The 20745-nt window shown below is 37.5% G+C and carries 15 protein-coding genes; 5 read left to right on the forward strand and 10 right to left on the reverse strand.

Annotated features, from left to right (window positions below; all coding sequences use genetic code 11):
• The first annotated feature begins 418 nt into the window (after positions 1-418).
• On the forward strand, positions 419-1321 hold the full coding sequence (locus tag FAZ19_RS09960) for a hypothetical protein (RefSeq protein WP_136820586.1): 903 nt from the start codon (positions 419-421) through the stop codon (positions 1319-1321).
• Positions 1322-1376: 55 nt separating this feature from the next.
• Positions 1377-4619, forward strand: coding sequence for a DEAD/DEAH box helicase (locus tag FAZ19_RS09965; RefSeq protein ID WP_136820587.1), 3243 nt, complete (start codon positions 1377-1379; stop codon positions 4617-4619).
• 876 nt (positions 4620-5495) lie between these two features.
• Here the strand turns inward: FAZ19_RS09965 and tnpA are convergent.
• The 6 genes from tnpA to FAZ19_RS09995 all read right to left on the reverse strand — a co-directional run bounded on the left by tnpA (position 5496) and on the right by FAZ19_RS09995 (position 9603).
• Positions 5496-5744 carry an IS66 family insertion sequence element accessory protein TnpA gene (tnpA, locus tag FAZ19_RS09970; protein WP_229707526.1) on the reverse strand — a complete coding sequence of 83 codons (249 nt, stop codon included), beginning with the start codon at positions 5742-5744 and terminating at the stop codon, positions 5496-5498.
• 366 nt (positions 5745-6110) lie between these two features.
• A complete protein-coding gene (locus FAZ19_RS09975) occupies positions 6111-6818 on the reverse strand; it encodes a hypothetical protein (protein ID WP_136820588.1) in 708 nt (235 codons plus the stop codon).
• Positions 6815-7972, reverse strand: coding sequence for an AAA family ATPase (locus FAZ19_RS09980; protein ID WP_136820589.1), 1158 nt, complete (start codon positions 7970-7972; stop codon positions 6815-6817). The genes FAZ19_RS09975 and FAZ19_RS09980 overlap by 4 nt, the downstream gene beginning before the upstream one ends.
• Positions 7973-8147: 175 nt before the next feature.
• A complete protein-coding gene (locus FAZ19_RS09985; RefSeq protein WP_136820590.1) occupies positions 8148-8459 on the reverse strand; it encodes a hypothetical protein in 312 nt (103 codons plus the stop codon).
• Between the two features lie 3 nt (positions 8460-8462).
• Positions 8463-8651: a hypothetical protein gene (locus tag FAZ19_RS09990; protein ID WP_136820591.1), complete on the reverse strand. Its 189-nt coding sequence runs from the start codon at positions 8649-8651 to the stop codon at positions 8463-8465.
• A gap of 145 nt (positions 8652-8796) precedes the next feature.
• A complete protein-coding gene (locus FAZ19_RS09995; protein WP_136820592.1) occupies positions 8797-9603 on the reverse strand; it encodes a hypothetical protein in 807 nt (268 codons plus the stop codon).
• A gap of 641 nt (positions 9604-10244) precedes the next feature.
• Between FAZ19_RS09995 and FAZ19_RS24485 the strand changes: the two genes are divergently transcribed.
• Positions 10245-10442, forward strand: coding sequence for a terminase small subunit (locus tag FAZ19_RS24485; protein WP_136820593.1), 198 nt, complete (start codon positions 10245-10247; stop codon positions 10440-10442).
• 165 nt (positions 10443-10607) lie between these two features.
• Here the strand turns inward: FAZ19_RS24485 and FAZ19_RS10005 are convergent, their stop codons facing one another.
• The 4 genes from FAZ19_RS10005 to FAZ19_RS10020 all read right to left on the reverse strand — a co-directional run bounded on the left by FAZ19_RS10005 (position 10608) and on the right by FAZ19_RS10020 (position 14317).
• Entirely contained in the window at positions 10608-11312 is a 705-nt protein-coding gene (locus tag FAZ19_RS10005; RefSeq protein ID WP_136820594.1) for a hypothetical protein, read from the reverse strand.
• Between the two features lie 1114 nt (positions 11313-12426).
• Positions 12427-12687, reverse strand: coding sequence for a hypothetical protein (locus FAZ19_RS10010; RefSeq protein WP_136820595.1), 261 nt, complete (start codon positions 12685-12687; stop codon positions 12427-12429).
• 56 nt (positions 12688-12743) lie between these two features.
• A complete protein-coding gene (locus tag FAZ19_RS10015; protein WP_136820596.1) occupies positions 12744-13727 on the reverse strand; it encodes a hypothetical protein in 984 nt (327 codons plus the stop codon).
• Between the two features lie 110 nt (positions 13728-13837).
• Positions 13838-14317 carry a helix-turn-helix domain-containing protein gene (locus FAZ19_RS10020; RefSeq protein ID WP_136820597.1) on the reverse strand — a complete coding sequence of 160 codons (480 nt, stop codon included), beginning with the start codon at positions 14315-14317 and terminating at the stop codon, positions 13838-13840.
• A 605-nt stretch (positions 14318-14922) separates the two neighbouring features.
• Here FAZ19_RS10020 and FAZ19_RS10025 point away from each other — a divergent pair.
• Both FAZ19_RS10025 and FAZ19_RS10030 read left to right on the forward strand, forming a co-directional pair.
• Positions 14923-17496 carry a redoxin domain-containing protein gene (locus FAZ19_RS10025; RefSeq protein WP_136820598.1) on the forward strand — a complete coding sequence of 858 codons (2574 nt, stop codon included), beginning with the start codon at positions 14923-14925 and terminating at the stop codon, positions 17494-17496.
• Positions 17497-17524: 28 nt separating this feature from the next.
• On the forward strand, positions 17525-20737 hold the full coding sequence (locus FAZ19_RS10030; RefSeq protein ID WP_169305624.1) for a SusC/RagA family TonB-linked outer membrane protein: 3213 nt from the start codon (positions 17525-17527) through the stop codon (positions 20735-20737).
• The last annotated feature ends 8 nt before the right edge of the window (positions 20738-20745 follow it).

A 20745-nucleotide genomic window follows, 5' to 3' on the forward strand; every position in this document is an offset into this window, starting at 1 on the left:
AAGAAAGAATAAACAAAGAGGAGGAGATATAGATAAGGACTGAAAGCTACCAACAATCAGTCCTTGGAATTTGTATTATCCGTACCTAGAAAAGTAGGATAAAGTGTTGTCTAAAATTTAAACGCGAAATAAACTTTTTTGTTTCATATATGCAAGAGATAATTTCGTGTAACCAACAAAATACTTTCCCTTTCTAGCTATAGTCGGGTTTAGCGGCATACCGATTTCCTTTACGACAAGTCACGTTATTTCATGGATTAATTTAATGAGGCGAAGCAAACTGCTTAGATTATTTTCGGTCTTTTTGAACCTGAGGATTAGTCCAAACACATGCTTAACACTCAGTATTTCATATCAACAATAGTATGTTTTTTGAAGATCGTACTAACATGATATGTTATTTAATGATAAGAGGAAAATGAAAATACAAGGTAAACGTATAAGAAACATCGAAAAATACCTCGGAGATATTGAAGAGGGGGCTACATTCAGGATTGCATTGTTGCAGCCGAATGATTTTGAGAATAGAGTAATTAGAGCAGGTTTTAATGATCTTGAATCTGGTATTCAGATTTTGCCTAATGTTGTTGGACCGAGAAGTCGCTTCAATGCAGAAGGTGGTTTTATAGTACATCGTGACAGAGAGAAAGAGACACGATTTCGAGAGTTGGTTATCACCGACTGGCATGGAAACCCGCATACCGTTGATATTGCATATTTGCGATATCCAAGGACATCAATACCTCCGCCCAGCATCGAGTTAACAGTTATGGAGAATGATCGAAGAGAATTATTAATCATCTCTCCCGATTTGGTCAACGAAAGAGCTAACTATACTGATATCTTACATGTTGCCAACTTGTTTCTAGAGCTTTTCGGAGAATGCGATACTGTAGGAGATAATAATCGGGTCATCCTTAATTTAAATGTGCCTGTAAGGAGGCTTAATTGGACTGTGTTGCCAGTAGGTCAATACCCTTGGGAAAGAGTGAGGGCTAGTATAGATACACTTGTGGATAGAGTAAGAGAAAATTATCAGCCAATCATTAGACAAAGATTTGAAACTATATCAAGTTACCATCCAAATTTTATGGCGATTGGTAGAGCTGGCTTTAATGGCTATGTTGTTTTCGGATTTCCCGATAGAGATTTCTTTGTACTCGAGAGCATTTATCATAACAATGCCACATATATTTTAGGTAATGATTGGGAGGAGCTTTCGCAATTAACAAAAGCAGATTTAATTGCCGAAGAACTTTATATACAACGATTTGAACATCGGGTCAATTGGCCTGAAGAGGTTAGAAATCTATTTGGCTAGATAATCCAGAATTCTTCTTTTGACAAACACTTTAAATACTTTACCCTAAATTTTTATGATAAAGACTAAATTACCCAAGGTTTTAAATGTAATATATAACAGTGGTGGAAACCAGATAATTCAATACTGTGCAGAGGAGTTTATTTTACAAGACTGTGTGCTGGAAAGTATATCTCCTTTTATAATTAAAAGCGGTGAGGATTCTTATGTTATTACTCGAGATTCTAATTTCGATTCTACAGATTACTCCTACGTCCTATTGTCTTCAAGAATTCCTACCAAGAGGGATTTTGAAAATGAAAATCTCAACTTAATTAAATGGCTTAAACATCCATTGATTTACAATTCTTCTCCAAACGAAGTTGTAGCTTCTTGGAATGGGAATTTTAATTTTATTAAAGAGGACATTGACAAGAAAATTGATGGACTTCGTACTCCTCAGCTAGGAGCTTTACATTCTATTCTAGCTCATGGATATAATCAAGAAGATATAGGTATCGTAGTTATGCCAACGGGAACGGGAAAAACAGAAACTATGATTTGTTCCATGGTAGCCACCTCCTCTGACAAACTACTGGTTACCGTACCTTCAGACTCTTTACGGACACAACTTTTTGAAAAGTTTCTGACCTATGGATTGCTGAAGAAATTTGGTGTTGTTGGTGAGGATGCGATTAACCCCAATGTAGGTATTATGACATCTGGGATAGATACGGATGATGAATTAAGAGAGTTTATTTCAAAGTGCAATGTTGTCATTACCACGATGGCAATTGCCTCTAAGTCTACGCCGACACAAAAGAGCTTGATGTCAGAAATGTTTTCACATCTGTATGTTGATGAGGCACATCATTCTGAAGCAAAAACCTGGCAGGAATTTATTTCGAATTTTGACAAGCAAAAGGTGCTCTTATTTACTGCAACACCTTATCGAAATGATGGAAAGCGCCTCAAAGGGAAGTTTATTTTCAATTTCTCGTTAAGGAAGGCGCAGGAACAACAGTATTATAAAGAAATTCAGTTTTTTCCTATAAGAGAATATGATCGTTCCAAGGCAGATCAAATGATTGCAGATAAAGCCGTTTTTATATTAAGAGAAGATATAAAAAATGGCTATTCTCATATTATCCTTGCCCGATGTATGTCTAAGGATAGGGCTGAAGAAGTCTATCAATACTATTCAGTTCATGAAGATCTTAAGCCGGTAGTTGTTTACAATGGCATAGCTGGACTTAAGGGAAAAATGGATGCCATCAAAGCTAAAAGACATTCCATAATTATTTGCGTTGATATGCTGGGAGAAGGGTTTGATTTGCCAGAATTGAAAATAGGAGCTATACACGACGAACGACAAAGTCTACCTATTACTTTACAATTTATAGGAAGGTTTACTAGGACAAGCTATAGTAGTTTAGGTAAAGCGAGCTTTGTAACGAATATGGCTTATCCGCCAATTAAAGAAGAACTCGAACAGCTATATGCAAAAGATGCTGATTGGAATCTTTTGTTACCAATGTTAAGTGAGGGAGCCGAACAGCAACAAATTGATTTTAAGAAATTTTTAGAAGGATTTAGCCATCTAGAGGATTCTGTAATTCCATTCCAGAGTATTAATCCTGCATTGAGTACAGTCATATTTAAAAATGATGGTAAAGATTGGTACCCAAATAAGTGGAAAGAAGGAGTTAGTAGTTTGAGTACTTATGATCATCAATATTTTGATTATAATGCAGAAGAAAACACTCTAGTCATTATTTTAGGTAAAGTAATTAGAGTAGAGTGGGGGGAGTTCGATACTGTGCAAAACTTGGCTTGGGATCTTATTGTTGTATACTGGGATCTTCGCCCAGATGTTAACCGAGTTTTTATCAATACCTCAATTAAAAACTTTGCTTCAGATAAGTTGGTAAAAGTACTATTCGACGGGAACCAATCAAAGATTACTGGTACAAATGTCTTTAGGATATTTCATGAGGTATACAGATTGTCGCTTTTCAATGTGGGGGCAAGAAAAGGAATAGGTAAAGATATAACTTTCCAATCTTTCTATGGTAAGGGAGTTCAAGACGGACTTCACATGTTGGAGCAAGGGACATTGATAAAGAACAACATTTTTGGAGTCGGCTATAAAGATGGAGAAAAGGTGTGCTTAGGCTGCTCAGTCAAAGGAAAAATATGGTCTTACCTTAGAGGTAACTTACAGCAACTGACAGAATGGTGCAGGTCTATTGGAAGTATTGTCACAGATCCTACCATTAATCCTAATACAGTTTTGGAGAATACGCTTCAAGTAGAAATTATCTCTGCTAAACCTGAAGAAAAAGCTATTTCTATCGATTGGAATCCGGAGATGTATAAGTTTTCGGAGAAACGATATGAAGTATACTTAAACGGGATTAAATCTCACCTTTGGGAGTTAGATATTTATGTAGTTGAATCCGGCGGAGCTAATCTTCGTTTCGCAATTTCTAGTGAATTAAATAGTGCCGAGTTTGATCTTGTGTTACTTAATAAAAATATTGACGGTGAGTTAGCTCCAAGTTTTGATATAATCAAAGTCAATAATACGACAGCGGAAATAATTGTCGGATCAAAAAAGATGCAATTAATTGAATATCTGGAGGATGTCACACCAATTTTTTGGTTTGCTGATGGTAGCCAGTTAATGCAAAATCAATATGTTAAGGTTCGTAAAAAGGCTGACCATATTTCTTTAGATCAAATAATCAGTCAAGACTGGCCAGGCGTGAATATCTCTATTGAATCTCAAGGAATCAGTCCGTATAAGCAGGACTCAATTCAATACAATTTTATAGAGTACATCCGAGATCAATATAATATTATATATGATGATGATGGAAAAGGAGAGATTGCGGATATTATAGGAATCAATGATACAGCAGATTGTATTGATATTCATTTATTCCATTTAAAATACGCTCGCAATGGCCAGGTAGGTAATAATATAGAAAATTTCTATCAGGTTTGTGGTCAGGCTCAAAAATCCCTTAACTGGAAGTATCGAGATGGTAGAGAGTTTTTTGAACATATGTTTAAGAGGAAAATGAAAAAACGACAAGGAAATGAATGTTCAAGACTTATTAAAGGAACCGAAGATCAATTGGAATATTTTTTAAATGCAGCTAAATGGACTAAGGAGCTAAGGTTTCATATTAATATAGTGCAACCAGGATTAGCTAAAAATGGCGCTTCTGACGATATTCTTCAGATATTAGGTACTACCAGTCATTATTTAAAAACTGTAGGTAATGTCAATTTAATGGTGTATACAAGTTAGTTACACCATTTATTTGGTTACCAAGTCAGAATTTAGGCATCTACTTTCGTCTAAAAAAAAAATTAGACGAAAGTGTATATCAGTTGCAAATGACAAACAATTTTATATGAATAAAGCACAAGACATTCGAATTTTATCAAAAGAAATAAAAAGATTATTATGAGAACTAGAAGGCTGTTTTTGTGCAACCCGTGTACGAGGAAAAAGTCGTTACTTGGGACAGCAAAATTGTAAATGAAGATTAAGGAAACATTGCTCTTCCACGGTACAAGACAACTTTACTATAAAATATACTATTTCTTGAGCTTGAAGATGTGCCAATTTATCGACAATCCATTGTTAATCGACCCATCAAGTATCTCTAATAATTCTATGACATTGTCTAAATGTATTGTAAGTTGATATATAACTACTGCGACTTTGTCAATTTCTAACAGAAGTAGCGCAAATATTTACAGAAGTACGGCGTGTACTTATATGATTAATTGAATTACTCATGTGAGTATGTGACGTACTTGTACGAGTGTGAGATGATGTTACGTAACGATGCTGCCGAAAAAAACGCCTAAAAGGGGCCTAAAGAGCTCTCAAAATTAAAAAGGAACTAGATGAGATAGTTTAATTTACACTACCTTGAGACCGAACCCTAGTGTCTTTTGTGAAAACGATAACCTATATCCTAATCTCGCTAATCGATCCGTAATATCCAACAACCAATTTCCGCTGTCTGTAAGCCGAGCTATACGCCTAATACGTATCCGTCCGATGAACTGCGTATTTTTATAACTGCATAATACTATCGTAAAGATAAAAGCGATGCGATGAACCCAACGCAAACATCAGTACAGACGGATCAGTTGGGATGGGAGAGCAAGATCATTTTCGATCTTTATACGTACATCGTTGGGATAAAATAACCTCAATATCGTTCCTTCTGGCCGCCTTATCGATTGTTATGAAGCTACCGCTGGAAGTGTCATTTTCTTTACTGCGCGAAAACCAATAATAAAAGGTCGCTTCGTTGATCCCATTTTCCGCGCAATAAGCTTTCTTGCTTTTCCCACTCTGTTGCCAGTCTGCTATCATAGACAGCATACGCAAACCTTTTTCTTCTAAGTTGTTCATACAACAAAGCTAAAGCCTAATGGGATCTAAGTCAATATGTACTTCATAGGACGGATACGAAAATTCTTGAGGTGATCAAGGACGTAGCTAAACCCGAGAAGGTTGTTTTTTTAGTTTTGCAGGTGGAGACTGGTTGATGATGAATACGTCGAAAATTGAGTTCCTTACACTTTCAAAAGCTATTTTGATTTTCTAATTGTTAATGATTCATAGCCTGAAGAATATGAGGTCGGAAATCAAATATGTAGTTCTTCGCGCGGATACTTTATCACTGACCGATTTACAGAACCGGGGCGTAGAGGATATCTTAATTGCCTGTATCGATTGAACCATTGACACAGTTTGTTTTACACTCCCAAAAAATCACTATTTTTTGATTGCAATTTCCATGATTTCTTGGTCAACTTTGTGACAGAAATCTATAAACTGTTTAAACGACTGAATATGACCTTTTGTCTTACTTCGTTTAATTAGTTCCTCTAAAAAGTATCTCTCAGTAACTTCTTTTGGATTTTTCTTGCTGTAGTAAATTCTTCTTTCGGCTAATATCTCTTGTAAATATGTAGAATGAAATATGGCAGTAGTTTGTTCGAAATCAATAGGCTTCTCCATTAATTCTGGATCTTCTTTTTTTACATTGTAATGCTTAATACAGTCCATTAAGAAACTACTTGTAGGGTTACTTTTGAAAATTTTAGGGTTTCCAAGAAACCAAGTTTCAAAGCACTTGTTTTGAACAATTATTGCAAGTTTAGTATTAGGATTTAACTCTATTTTTTCCTCTTTAATGAAGTCTAAAACTTGTTTATTTCGCTCTTCAACAGTATCGTCATCCGAGTCTAAACAAATTACCAGATAATCGAAATTTCCAGATATATTTACATCTTCAATACTGTTTTTTAAATGGTTATCCAATAAAGAAGGGAAGCCGTCCCCAGTGAAAATGCAATAATTATTTTTGGTCACTTCGTGATACCATTGTACTCTCTTTAGTTCTGGGATAAGAATTGATAACCATTCTGGATAAACTTTCATCTCCGTTCGTCTTCCTTCTACTAAGAAATAAATGTTCATTGTTCTTGACCAGTTTGATACTCATCTAATTGAATTAATTGCATAAATGCGCTATGTTTCGATTTGCCAATATTAAATTTATCGATGTTATGAGTTTTTATAACACCTGCATTTCGAGTTACAAGTTTCCAGTTATTATAACCAATAGCATCAATAATATATGGATGATGGCTTGTTAATACGAATTGTAATTTTCTTTTTGATGCTAAAATATCATTCGTTATCTCATTAATACAGTTTATACCCAAACTATTCTCAAATTCATCAATTAAAAACACGGTTCCTTCTGAACACAAATAAAGTTCACTTAATTGCATTAATGTTCTAAACATTCCTGAAGAAATTCTATTTTGACTTATCCAATGTTGAACGCCTTTTTCTTTAATTTGAATAAAGGGATAGTCTTTCAAAAGATCAGGCATTTCTTTTTCCTTGGTTTCTAAAGGAGCAATTTTGATATCTTCTATTTGTGGAAAAATGTCCGCAAACCTTTGCTTTATTGTTACAAAAACCTTCTTGTCAGCTTTCTGTACAAAAAATAACTTCAATGGTGTTTCTAACTCACTCTCTTGTATTCTTTCAATTGTATTAAATTTCTTTGATAAACTTTTTGCATTAAGAAAACTAAATCGAAAACCTTGTCCAGCATTAGCAGAATTGGAATGATCTGCAAAATCTAACTTTCTTATTCCATCGTAGGCTGGATTTATTTTTTCTTCTTCTTTTAAAAGATGAATAATACTTTGTTGCTGAGAAAGTTTTATGGTAGGTTGGCCTAAAAATAAAATTTTATCCTCATTTCTATCAATAACTATTTCATTATCTAAAAATAATTTTTCATAAATAATTCTTGGTTTATTCTTTTTGTTGTCGTCCTCGTCATCATCAATATCGATAAAAATCTCGATGCCTTTGTTCTCAAACTCCCCTTCCCAAATATAATTTTGATTTGAAAGTGTTTTAAATTCGATTCTCCAACTTATTCCGTTTATAGAAGAACCTCCAGCAATTTGTTTGAGAGCCATTAATGCTCTAAGTATTTGAGTTTTTCCCACACCAGAAGCTCCAACTAATAAGGTTAGTTTACTTAATGGGAATTGTTCAAGTCGCCAATCAAGTGATTTATCTTCAAATTTAAATTCTGAAATAGTCATACTATTTATTTGTTATAATCGACAAATTTATTATTAATATTCAGTTTTGCAAAATGGTATGCAACCACTTATTTACTGTACTTCCGTTCGGCAAATATATCCGATATCCGAATGGTGTAATATGCACTTAGTAAAAATAGTAAAATTTTGTAAACTAATAAGATATCTTGTTCTTTTAACGGTTGACAAAACTATTTTTAGCTGTTCGTTGTATGGATAGCGAAAATAATATTGTGCGTTGTCCACAACAAGGTATGAGGGCATCACACAACGGATTAGTTGGTGTATGGTTACGTTTTAGAGTCCGTAGAAAGAATAGGGCAGAAGCGCTTACGGTCCATCCGCCTGAGTCTTTATTGTCGTCAACAATGATTTCGTTCCCAATCATTATTTTTAATAGCGCATGGGCGCACAGGTCCACTTCTGGTCTATCTTCGATAAGCCAGAATAATTTTTTGATATATAATGTAAACGTAGGACCTACCATTGCTTAATCCATTTTTTGAGCATCTATTGTCCTATCAGAAGTAGTTTCACATTCCTCAGTTTGATAATTCCATCGTCCTCCACGATCTAAACACGCATCAATCTCAATGAAATTAGTCTTTTTTAGGTACGCGTACACCAACAGGATGGTTATTGCAAATATTAATACAACAAGAAATCTTTTACGTCGCATAGTTCTGTTTTTTATTTAACATTCGCTTTAGTCGTTCTCGTCAACTTAATCTCTGTCAATTTGTTGGCGAATCTAATTTTCTATTATCCTTACTTTCATTAAATGAGCTAGCCGTAAAGAAACCTTTCCGAGTAGAAATGTTTCTTCAGTCAATGTGTTTCAGTAATTCGTTAATTTGGTCCGTTGATGAAATTCCTTTTTCTGTTGCTATCAACGAAAGTAATGTTATTTTAGAATTTAAGTCACTTGCAGCTTTAATTTTATGGTGTCCGTCAAGTATGTAATGAGCAATGCACCAATGCGAAGTAAATTCAGGTTTGACCTCATCGTCAGGCCAAACAGCAGGCTCTTTAACGTCGAAAACTGTCACGCTAATTGCAGTCGGTTTATAACCCTTTGAAATTTGTTCTTTATAGAAGTCAACTCGTGTTTGGTCTATATAATCAGGGGACGTCAATGGAATGAAAAATTCAAATAGCTTTCTGTCGTCACCTATTTCCTTGTCCGTCCCACGATAGTAATTTACCTTAGGTGAATGAGGAACACCATAATATCCGTCTATTCCCCATAAATCAACTTGGTCTTTTGCGAAATAATCGCCTTTTTGTCCAACTACAGCAAATTTTGGACTAATTGTAAGCAAAGCAATTTCATACAAACCGTTTGGGATTATTTCTTGTAAAACGTCAATAGCATTGTCGTCAATGGAAGAAAGTCCAATATTTAGTTTGTCGATAGTCTCTTTTGGATTGATTGATTTTTTGTAGTTGCTCAATTTTTCAAAGAAGAAAGAACAAGTTCCGCAAACATTTCCAATATGGTAAATATTTTGTCCGTTAACTGCGATAAATCTGTCCCATACTTCCCATGAACCACCACCTGTCGTCTCAAAAGTCAGAGGTGAAGTTGATGATACAATTTTTGTCTTGCGGTTGTTAATTAGTCGTTTCATAATATGGCACATAACTACTTCTTTAACGTAACTTGTTTCGCCAAATCTTACTCTTTATATACGTTGCGTTAAAAAGTGTTGTGAATATAGTAAAATGTTTTAATTTAATATAAATGGGGGTAGGAAAGCAAATCACAACACTAAAACTAGCATTTAGGATTTGGAGGATGCTGTGCGTAATATCAGTAAATGAAAGAATGCTGCAAATACCTTGTACTTAGCTGAATTCACTGTTTAGTAAGTGTCTTTAAGCACAATTCTCTACATTAGAATTGAAAGAACATAATAACCTCCTTAACGTAAAAATCTACAGGTCCGATTCATATATCGGAATAGGAACCAAGTTTAAGTCAAATGCAGTAACGCGAGTGTCTGGAAACGAATCTATTAATACAGCCTTTACCGCTGTTACTTCATGGAAAAAAGAAAACCATATAGAAAAAAAACCTTTTGCTAACGCAACATCTTTTAAAAGAGGGATGAATTTATCCGCCACAGTATTACCCCATTCATCCCAGGATTGGCGCCATAGGGTAGCAGATAGAAATGCTTCGTACCGATATTTCCACCGTAAGTCTGTGGCCCTTGCTCCGGAAGTCTATATTTCGTACTATTTGCATGAATATAGCTAAAGTACGTGTATGTTGACCAGTAAGCAGAAAAGATTTTGTGACAAGTACCTTGTAGGCCTAAACGCTATTCAGTCCGCCATCAGGGCAAGCTATAGAACCGACTCTTGGGGATGCGATAATGGACAGATTGACAACTTCAGCACACAGATTACCTTTGCAGGGAAAGTCGCTGAGAAAGAAAAAAAATCACTAAGGTTGAAAACTTAATAAAAATCTAGTGGTAAAATAGCTCAGGTTATTGGTCTTAAGACTACTGTATTTTCGTGCGGAACGGGTGGTGTACTTTGTTCGGAATATTCAGCAGCGACAACTTTGGTTAAGGGCTTGTGTTTCCATTGCGTAATTCGTTACATTCGTTGAGAGAAGCGGAAATTATGATCTAAATGTTTTAAACTTATCAATTATCATTCGTTTGACATTATGCTCGTTTTGATATTTTAATTTTTCAGACTTAAATATCCCGCAACCCCACACCATATATTTAAAAGGTCGCTTAAACTGAAACTTGCTTATCGTTAATGGCGTATTGAAATTTTTGCAGTTTTCGCAATAGCATTGGTTTCGTTCTTCGTGTGGAATTTTTAAAGACTCCATTTCGGCAAATATCTTTAGCTCTTCTAATATAAAGTCATTTGCGTTTTCAAGTGTAAGGCCAGCATTGAATAACGTCAAATTTCTATAATTTAGATAATCCAAATCTTCATCTATCTCGAAAAATGCTATATATTTATTATCATAACCACTTGCCAAAACAACTTTCAACATTTGACCGAATGCGTAATCAATTCCAATTTCTTTTCTGATTGCTTTATTTGCTATTGTTAAGGCATAACTTTTAATCAATTTGTCTTCGTTTTTTTCAACTTCAAGATTTAAATCTTTCACACTTTTCCAAAAACATTCCTCACGTTCTATTGTCGTGTCGTGATCCAAGCCTGCTAAAACAAACAGATTATTACTTTCATAGCCTAATTCTAGAACTTGGACAGCCCAATCAACAAGTTTCTTGCTGTCAAAATGTGTCAAGCATCTTTCTGCTAAGATTTCAAGAGTCAGGTTATCGAGTGTCGTGGCCATAAGTACTTCTATTTATTATCAATATACATTTTATATCCGCGATACTAGTAACTATTAGGTTTACAAAATCTCCTGTAAATGGCAATTCTTGGAGTGCAGCATTTTTGGTACTAATAAATACATAATCCATTTCAAAAGTATGCTATAAAATTTTCTTGTCCAAGAACGTTTTTCTATTCTCCATTCTATAGCTTTCCCCGGTAAAATTTATCACTTCGTAGCGGAACAACATTCAGTTCAAAAGTGTCGTCACAACGACCAAAGGTCGCCTAGGTTGTTATGATTCTATCTTTCGAAGCTGCCAAGTGGCTTACTGATAAAAAGGATCTCGTCTTGATTTATCATATGAATTTTTGTCGGAGTCTGTTCTAGGGTTAATAATATTAGCATTTGATTAGTCTTAGCTAAATATCTAACTTTCATTAGTTCGCCACTTTTTAGCTTGATTTCAAAGTTGTTTTTGGTGTTATCTAAATTAAATTCAGCATCAACTCGGCCTCGGTAGTTATAAAAGACCATACTTGCAATAACACAGATCGCTAATCCTATATATAGTACTACTTTCTTGCTTAAATAGGGAATATTAATTTTCTTCTTCCTAATAAAAAATTGACACAGAAAGTATAGCAGTAAAGTAAAACCGAATATATAAAAAAAGTACTTGTACCTTACTACTACGTATGAATGCAGGAGTATGGTTGTTGTAAAGCAGTAAATAACTGTCAGAATATCGATGGAAAATTTGTGTGATGAATACAAATTTATTATGGCTGAAACAGCCCAAATAAGTATAAAAATAAGTAATATCCAAGTAGTACTTACCATTTTTTCAAATGATAAATCGATAATTGAGAAGCTTAGTTGTAATCTGTCAAAATATGATTGCCAGTAAATCCATCCTAAAACATATAGAAATATGGAACCTACGGAGATTGTGGCAGCAATGTTAAGTATCCATGGTTTTTCTTCTGTGGTGCTCATCTTTTGTACGTTATAAGTTCTATGGTAAAACAATTGAGTCATACTGCTGTTCAATTAGAAAGCAAAAAATCCAACCTTAAATTCTAATATAGGGAGTTCGGAGAAAATGATTCTTTAGTTGCAGTTCAAAGCGCTAGTGATCATAGTTAAACAGCTCCTTAGCCCATAAGTAAAGTTGTTCGAATACCTCGCCCTTGCTTAGTGGTGTCGGAACTAAGGGCGAATATAAATTTATAGCGTGGTCCTCTCTTCGTGCAGTAATGGAGGATAAATCGAATACAATCAAATTAGGACTATGAAAATCGAATCTAATTTCATTATCGCTAACTTTTATTGCTGTCGTTGGAATTGAGTGAATTTGCTCGAATTTAGATATTTTGATAGTTCTTTTCATAAATAATTGATTTTTCTGGTTGTACTTTAAAGTCTGTGAAATATATTAACTTAGTTTCATTTACCCTCTTTATCAGTACCCCTTTTCATTTTAACTGTTGTCAATTTGTTGGCAATTCTAAATTTCCGGTCTTCATCGCTTTCGGCGAACGAGCAGTTATAAAGAAAATCAACTAGGGGAGAGTCTACGGATAGCTCTACCGTCAATGGTGTCTTTTTATCAAGATCCATAACGTGATCAAGTAATCGCGATGCTAATCGCATTTCTCTAAAGTCTGGATGAATAACCACCTTCACCAGCGTTCTTTCGTTCAGCTCAACGAATCCCAACGCCCCGTATCGTTCGTGTTTTATTATATATCTATTGGTTACTGATGAATTGCTTGCCAAATCTTGAAGTTCACTTGGTAGATCCGTAAATTCATCCAACGTCGAGATGTCGAACGCTTCCGAGTAGGTATACCTCGAATTATCTGTGTTGCGCTGGAGTAGCGTAGTAATACCGGCTTGGCGTCTACAAAGTTTTTTAATAGAGACTGCTATATCTTCAACCGTAAAAGGCTTATCAAAGAATTTCCGAAGGTGTATAAGAATGAAAAGTGCATTCTTTGGTTTGAGAAAATATGCTTCGCTGATTAGAAACTTTAGATAACCCGTCAGTTCTTTATTTTCCTTTTTTCTCTCGCCCGTAACTATACTCTTTCTCCATTCGAAAGATTCAGTTGCCGTTCCGTCCTCATAAGTGACCGTGAAGCGATAAATAGTAGACTTATTATTGTAATTGGCAGCGCTTGTAAGTTTAACTTCTTCCGCTGATCCCACATTTGTAGGAGGAAGTACATTGACGAAAGGAGTTTGGAATATAGGAACAAAAAGTGTCCAAAGATCTTGTTTAAATTTGCTCTTGTCCGTGGGATTTAGGACCTCAAAAAAATAACCATTGGGTTTGCCTAATAGAAATGAAACATCCTCATCGGATAGGGCTGACGCTCCTAGAAGATCATATACATTGCGAATGACTTCGAAGTCAGTCCGTAACATGATAACAAGCTGACTTTTTACTCTAGTATTTTTTTTAACGTTCCCCAAATCACTTAGATTAATACTTCCCTAAAGTAAGAATTTTATCTGATTCAGGGCACTAGCGCTTACTATTTGGAAAAGTATTTACCTTCTCGAAGGATTAATTTGTTAGACTTTTGTGCTGATCTTAAAGCTTGATCAATGACTGATGCGTTGGGTTTACCGTACTCATGTAAATATATACTGGTGTCCGTTGCACTCTTTCCATCGACAAAGCATCCCTCGTCTATCATCCCATTAATAATTAAAGCGCAATCGTGGATGTTAGATAGGCTGATAATTTCTTTGACAAACCGGCTGCCATCATTTTCTAATAGTTCTTCATCAGGTGGATAATAATCTCTTACCGGGCCACCTAATATTTCTGCAATAGCAACCAATACATCATGAGGATACTGATTTTTATTCGTTATTGTTTCAACGTTGCTGACATACTCAGTTGACTTGCCAATTGCTAATGACAAATCTTCTGCAGAAATACTTTTAATAAGTCGCCTAATTTTCACTTGATTAATACTGTAAATTGCAGACAATAGAATTCGTTTCATCAGCCGCAAGTACGTCTATTTACAAAATTTTTAAATCCTAATATAAATTTGGAATTTTGTATTTAATGTGTTATAATTGTATTGTGATTAGTGGATTAACTATTTGTTTTTCTGCTAATAAATCGGCGAATGACGCTGCATCTTGTTCGGAAAACCTAGGAAATTTTCAGGAAAAGCAGGATCGGGAGTCAAAGCCCCATTCTCTTATCTTTGTGAGGAGAGATGGGTGCTTACTCTTGTTCTCTTTTCCAGGCTTCCTAGGGCCTTCTGGAGGAATGAGTTAGGCCCCATCTCTTTTCAGAGAGGTCAATTCTATCCAATATAGATTCTTTGTTCATTTGCTATAAAACAAGTGAACAATGGAAAAAAAACAATTTTTACAGAACATTATCAGGCATCCGGAATAGTTTCTCCGGATAAGACCATTATGGTCTCCTCGAAGGATGCGTTGAGAATGAAGTGTAAAACCTTGAATTATGAAAGTATATTTCCGCATTCCGATTTCCCAATAACAAATTTTTTAACTGTAGAAGAACTAGTTAAGAGATGTTTAGGTATCAAATCCTAATTCTCCTAGTTAATCTTTTACACTAATCACTAAAAGAATGCGAAAATTACGCAACTGGGAGAGGTATGTCCTGTTCCCAAAGACAAAAGACAAGCCATTAGAAGGGGAAATACCTTTAAATATTGTCCAAAAAGAAGTCAAAGCACATAAAGCTTGGCGAAAACCCGTAGCTTTTATTCGGCCATTGTTCGGCACGTTTACGCCGTTGGTCCGTACCAAAGCCGTAACAGCTTCGGGAAAAGGTAACCCTTTCTTCGGCAATCCTTCGACTGCGCTTCGGGTCGGCTTCGACTCGTTGCCGAAGAACAGTCGAAGCCTAGTCGAACAGCAGTCGAAGACCACTCGAACAACTCTCGAAGAAGAGTCGAAGCGGTCTCGAAGAACTCTCGAACAACACCCGAAGGAATGTCGAACAGCAGTCGAACAACAAACGAAGAAATGGGATAAAGTAGGGGAACTAATTAGTACATCCGTCAATGTAGACGAAAGGAGAGTGATATTTTCAATAGATGCTTCCTATCGTCAGCATGACATGCGAAGTGTGAGGGAAGTGCTTTCAAGCAGATTTGTACAATCTTGTCCTAAGCATGTGCTCCCTACTCGCCAAGTATGTGTTAAGTATGCGCTAAGTACTGATATAGTACTAAACGACTATAGCATAAAAGCTCTTATTTCGGCAGTGAGATGGCCTTATGCTATGTCAATATTGTACAAGATGGCCCGCATTTTCAGATCAACAGTACATAAAAGCGGTACTTCAACGATACAAAACCTGTACTATGCGAATACAGCAGATCGGGTCAACACCCTATCAGATACCTACCAAGTTCGCCCTGCCTCCGATCGCCACGGCTTCAGTACGGCTTCGCGCCGGCTTCGTGCTCCGATGGCGATCGGAGCGCGATCAGACAATGATCAGAGCGCCAAGCCGGAAAAGCAGAACAAAAGTGGGAGAAAGGTAGAACAAAGGCAGAATACAGTCAGAACAACGAGCGGAAAAAATGCCATTAACCTACGGTCGCTATACCAAAAAGCTACTGTTAGTATACGGGTTACTTACCAAAAGTATACCCTAGACTTACTAAAGACTTACCAAAGACTTACTAAAAAGCTACCAACCGCATACCAAGAAGTTGGTAACAAGTGGCAGGTAGCTTATGCAAAATTTAAGAATAATGTACATGGTTTTAGTAAATATTGTGTAGCTTTATGGTGTGATAACCAATTAGGGACCATCCTAATTACATCAAGATTTAGTAGAAGTAGGGCATTATTTTGCCAACCTTTTGCGATTTGGTTCATATCTGTTTTTTGTTCATATGTGTTGTTTAGTGAGGCCCAAGCGCAGTCCGTGGAAACGCGGACTGTAGATGGGCTGAATAAAATTGAACCGCTCCAGATCGGGGATACGATCCCCGAAGCGCTGTGGAACATGACACTGAAGCTCACGTATTTTGACGGTAATAATGAAGATATCTTGTTCCGCGATTTAAAGGGCAAGCTAATTTTACTTGATTTTTGGTCAACCAGTTGCAAAGGTTGTCTGGAAGGGATGCCTAAAATGGAACTTATCCAGAGCAAATTTAAGGAGGATGTGTATGTTCTGCTTGTAAATAGCAAACGGAATAAAGACACTCCTCAAAGAATCAAAAATACGTTTGCGGTATACAAAGAGGTGAATAACTATACACCTAGCCTTCCAACCTTATTGGACGATACGGTTTTTACACAATTACTACCCCACAATACAATTCCGACGATAGGTTGGATCAGTAAAAATGGCGTATTTCTCTCCAATTCATTCAGTGGCCAGGTAACCAACAAGAATATTTTAGAGGTACTGGAGTCTGGAAAGGTCGATCTTCCGGAAAAAGGTATCATCCAAAATCTCGACCGACTCTCAGCATCTCCGCTGATTGATACCATGGGTCATACATTTATTTCTGCATTTTCAGGCCGACGGAAGGATTATCTGGCTGTATTCCCCAATGTACTCTACAACAATGGAAACTCCATCTTCCAGATCGGAAATTACGGATGGTCATTTATGCTGAGTTATGCCTTCCAAGCGGAAATGAAAGGATTTTCATGGAATGATTATGTATTTGATCCGGCGCTACCAAGCAAAGTTAAATTCAAAATACTCAAAGCAGGGGACACTGAAAACCTACTCTGGTACCAGCTGTATATTGCTGATTCGATAGCACTGCCTCAAGCGGCACAGATCTTCCGCCAGGATTTTGAAAGGAATTTCGGTGTCTCGGTGGACCGGAGGATGGACAGCATAGATGTGTACGAGATTGAACTGTCTGATAAAATTGACCGTATAAGGACCACTGGCGGGATGCGGATCAACCGAATACAGTCACTCGAGGATGAGATACTATATCAGAACGTCTCGCTGAGGCTGTTTATTCGAAACCTGTTCTATCTGATCGATCGACCCACTGTGTTCGGCGAAAATGAAAGTATACATATTGATATCCAGCTCCCATCCGGATTCGCGGATCTAACTATTCAAGAAAAACGGCACTACCTGGCCGAAAGGGGAATCAATCTCGTGCCGAGGAAAGTATTTCGAGAATATCCCTATATCTATAAATCCCACTAACGGCTAATATACTTTTATAATGAAATCAATGTTGATCACTATATTTTTTTGCAACATTCTGCTGTACACAATGGCACAGCAGGAAGACATTACAACAGTTCAAGGTACGGTCTATGGGCTGGAAACCCGCGAAGCCCTAGGTAATGTAACCGTACGCATCAGTAATACGAACGCTGCTGTAACGACCAACGAAATAGGACATTTCGCTATTGCTGTACGCTCATTAAAAGATTCCTTGACCATTACGGCGGTCGGCTACCGCGACACCACCGTATCCGCAGGCTCTTTTACAACACCTGCTATCTTATATCTGGTGCGACAGACAACGCAACTCGAAGAGGTTGTTGTACAAACGGGATATCAGTCCCTCAAAGTCAATGAAATCACTGGAGCTGTAGACGTTATTTCGAATGAGATGCTTAACCAGCAGACCGGTCTAAATATTCTGCAAAGGCTGAATAACATTACGCCGGGGATCCGTTTTGATAATCAGGCAATCAATACCCCCGACCTTCAGAAACTAAATGTATCTATCCGCGGATTAAGTACGATCAACGGACACCTGGATCCGCTGGTGGTGCTGGACGGGTTTATCTACGAGGGAAACATAAATAATATTGATCCAAACAGTATTGAGAATATCACCATACTCAAGGATGCTTCTGCCAGTTCGATATGGGGTGCACGTGCAGGTAACGGCGTAATCGTCATGACTTCCAAAAAGGGGGATTTCATGAGTCGGCAACCTACACGTGTAACGGTAAACAATACATGGATCATACAGAAAAGGCCAGATCTGAATAGCTTATACGAATTGTCGAACCGAGATTTCATTGAAGTGGAGGAGATGCTTTTCAATCAGGGGTATTACAACAACCAGCTCAATAATTCTCCGTTTCTGGCGGTAACTCCAGCCATAGACATTTTTGATCGACGTAAGCGAGGAATGATTTCGGCAACCGATTCGGCCAGTATGATCCAAAATTTACTTGTGCAGGACGGACGACGTAGCTATATGTCGAATTTTTACGATGTGCCGCTATCGCAACAATATAATCTGAATATATCAGGCGGTAGTCTTGATCATTCTTACGGATTGGGTGTGGGATATACACAGAATACGACGGAACTTTCTGCAGGAGCAAAAAAAGCAAACATCCAGTTGAACAACAGCTTTAGACCCATTGATAAACTGCAGGTGGATATGAGCATCCTCTTTACCAGCCAAAAGAGTAATACAGGCAAACCCGCTTATAGTTCGTTAGCACATAATGGAAAAGCGGTTCCTTACATGCAGTTTATCGCAGATGATGGTGCCGGGATTCCTTTTGAGCGCGAATTTCGGAGACTTTATCTTGATGAGAGGTACACCTCCGGATTATTAGATTGGGGATACTATCCATTAACAGACTATAGGTACTCGAGAACGATCACCCGATTAAATGAATGGTATGCCAGTACATCTGCTCGCTATAAACTGCTCCCTTTCCTTGATATGAATTTGGGATTCCAGTTTCAAAATCAAACGAGTGAAAATACGGGTATCGACAAACTGGAAAGCTATGCTGCCCGTAGCTATATAAATCAATTTACAGAAGTGGATCCGACAACCGGCAGTGTAAAATACAACGTTCCTTTGGGAGGTATAAGAAAGATGGGTACCGCGAGTTCGTCTTCCTATACATTTCGCGGACAGTCTAATCTAAATAAAAACATCGGACTGCTCAAGATTATCGGAATGCTCGGTGCCGAACTGCGTCAGAACAAGAATGTCGGCAGTAGCTATACGGCCTATGGATTCAACGATGATCCGCTCATGTCTGCACCAGTAGACTTTGCGAATAGGTACAGGAATATTCCGACAAATTCCTTACGCAATATCGCTGGAATGCCGTCGTTTTCCCACATCACCAACCGTTTTGTGTCGGTCTATAGCAACTGGAGTGCGATTTGGGACAACAGGTATGGTCTATCTGGAAGCTTCCGAAGGGACGGAGGAAATATCTTTGGTGCAACGACCAATGATAAATGGTCGCCCTTATGGTCAATAGGCGGATCGTGGGATCTGACCAATGAGTCTTTTTTCCGCACGGAAGCTATAGACCGCCTACGGTTACGTGCGACGTATGGATACAGTGGAAGTGTAGATTTAAGGAAGACCCCCGATCCGGTAGCCTATACCGGAACCGCTCAATATACCAACTTGCCCATGTTGGCAATCAGTGTGTTGAATGATCCGTCGCTTCGATGGGAAAAAGTGGGTACCTTTAACCTAGGACTAGATTTTGCGCTTGCAAGGAGCCGGATAACTGGAGCAGTGGACTATTATGTTAAAAACGGAAGGGATCTATATGGGCTCACGGATTACGATTATACAACTTGGGGAAATCAGGCTACGATCACAAAAAACGTTGCCGCTATGCGCGGGAGAGGCTGGGATATATCCATCAATTCCCTCAACACGACCGGGGCTTTAAAATGGAACTCCCGTTTGATTTTTAGTTTTAATAAGAATGTGACGACCGCATACTATAACTCAGCGAACTCGGGTGTAATCTCTTTCCTTGGTAACGGCAACACGATCCAACCTTTTGTTGGAAAGCCATTAAACGGTATCGCGGCATACCGGTACTTCGGGCTGGACGAAGAAGGAAGAGCACTGGGTATCTTGGACGGTGAATTGACTACCGATTACCTAGGTATTAGAAGAGCGGTGTTCGCCAGTCCGGAAGGCCATGAGAGTATTGAATTTATCGGCTCGTCTAAACCACAGCAGTTTGGAAACCTCATTAATACACTAGACTGGAAAAATTTCGGACTTTCTATAAACATAAGCTATAAGGGCGATTATTATTTCCAAAGACCGGTAACGTCCTATGCAGCGCTATTTCAGAGCGGTACAGCTTACCCTGATTTCGAAAGCCGCTGGAAAGCGCCGGGTGACGAACAGATCACAAATGTACCGGCGATGACTTATCCTGTGGTTTCCAATAGTGCAGCATTTTATTCAAATGCAGACATCAATGTGTTTAAAGGAAATCATTTACGTTTAGAATACATATCGGGTTCGTGGACAAATAGCTGGAAGATTGGAAATAGGGAGGCTAAGGTGCAGATTTATGGCAATGTAAGCAATCTGGGTTTATTGTGGACGGCAAACCGGGAACGGATCGATCCGGAATTTCCTTATCGGCTCTCTCCGCCTATATCATTTTCGCTAGGTCTAAAAGTGGATTATTAAAGATAAAA

This window comes from Sphingobacterium alkalisoli, from assembly GCF_005049105.1.
GTDB classification, from domain to species: Bacteria; Bacteroidota; Bacteroidia; order Sphingobacteriales; family Sphingobacteriaceae; genus Sphingobacterium; species Sphingobacterium alkalisoli.

Coding starts and splice junctions, on each gene's coding strand:
- FAZ19_RS09960 (WP_136820586.1), top strand. CDS start 419: ATGAAAATACAAGGTAAACGTATAAGAAACATCGAAAAATACCTCGGA.
- FAZ19_RS09965 (WP_136820587.1), top strand. CDS start 1,377: ATGATAAAGACTAAATTACCCAAGGTTTTAAATGTAATATATAACAGT.
- tnpA (WP_229707526.1), bottom strand. CDS start 5,744: ATGAACAACTTAGAAGAAAAAGGTTTGCGTATGCTGTCTATGATAGCA.
- FAZ19_RS09975 (WP_136820588.1), bottom strand. CDS start 6,818: ATGAACATTTATTTCTTAGTAGAAGGAAGACGAACGGAGATGAAAGTT.
- FAZ19_RS09980 (WP_136820589.1), bottom strand. CDS start 7,972: ATGACTATTTCAGAATTTAAATTTGAAGATAAATCACTTGATTGGCGA.
- FAZ19_RS09985 (WP_136820590.1), bottom strand. CDS start 8,459: ATGGTAGGTCCTACGTTTACATTATATATCAAAAAATTATTCTGGCTT.
- FAZ19_RS09990 (WP_136820591.1), bottom strand. CDS start 8,651: ATGCGACGTAAAAGATTTCTTGTTGTATTAATATTTGCAATAACCATC.
- FAZ19_RS09995 (WP_136820592.1), bottom strand. CDS start 9,603: ATGAAACGACTAATTAACAACCGCAAGACAAAAATTGTATCATCAACT.
- FAZ19_RS24485 (WP_136820593.1), top strand. CDS start 10,245: ATGTTGACCAGTAAGCAGAAAAGATTTTGTGACAAGTACCTTGTAGGC.
- FAZ19_RS10005 (WP_136820594.1), bottom strand. CDS start 11,312: ATGGCCACGACACTCGATAACCTGACTCTTGAAATCTTAGCAGAAAGA.
- FAZ19_RS10010 (WP_136820595.1), bottom strand. CDS start 12,687: ATGAAAAGAACTATCAAAATATCTAAATTCGAGCAAATTCACTCAATT.
- FAZ19_RS10015 (WP_136820596.1), bottom strand. CDS start 13,727: ATGTTACGGACTGACTTCGAAGTCATTCGCAATGTATATGATCTTCTA.
- FAZ19_RS10020 (WP_136820597.1), bottom strand. CDS start 14,317: ATGAAACGAATTCTATTGTCTGCAATTTACAGTATTAATCAAGTGAAA.
- FAZ19_RS10025 (WP_136820598.1), top strand. CDS start 14,923: ATGCGAAAATTACGCAACTGGGAGAGGTATGTCCTGTTCCCAAAGACA.
- FAZ19_RS10030 (WP_169305624.1), top strand. CDS start 17,525: ATGTTGATCACTATATTTTTTTGCAACATTCTGCTGTACACAATGGCA.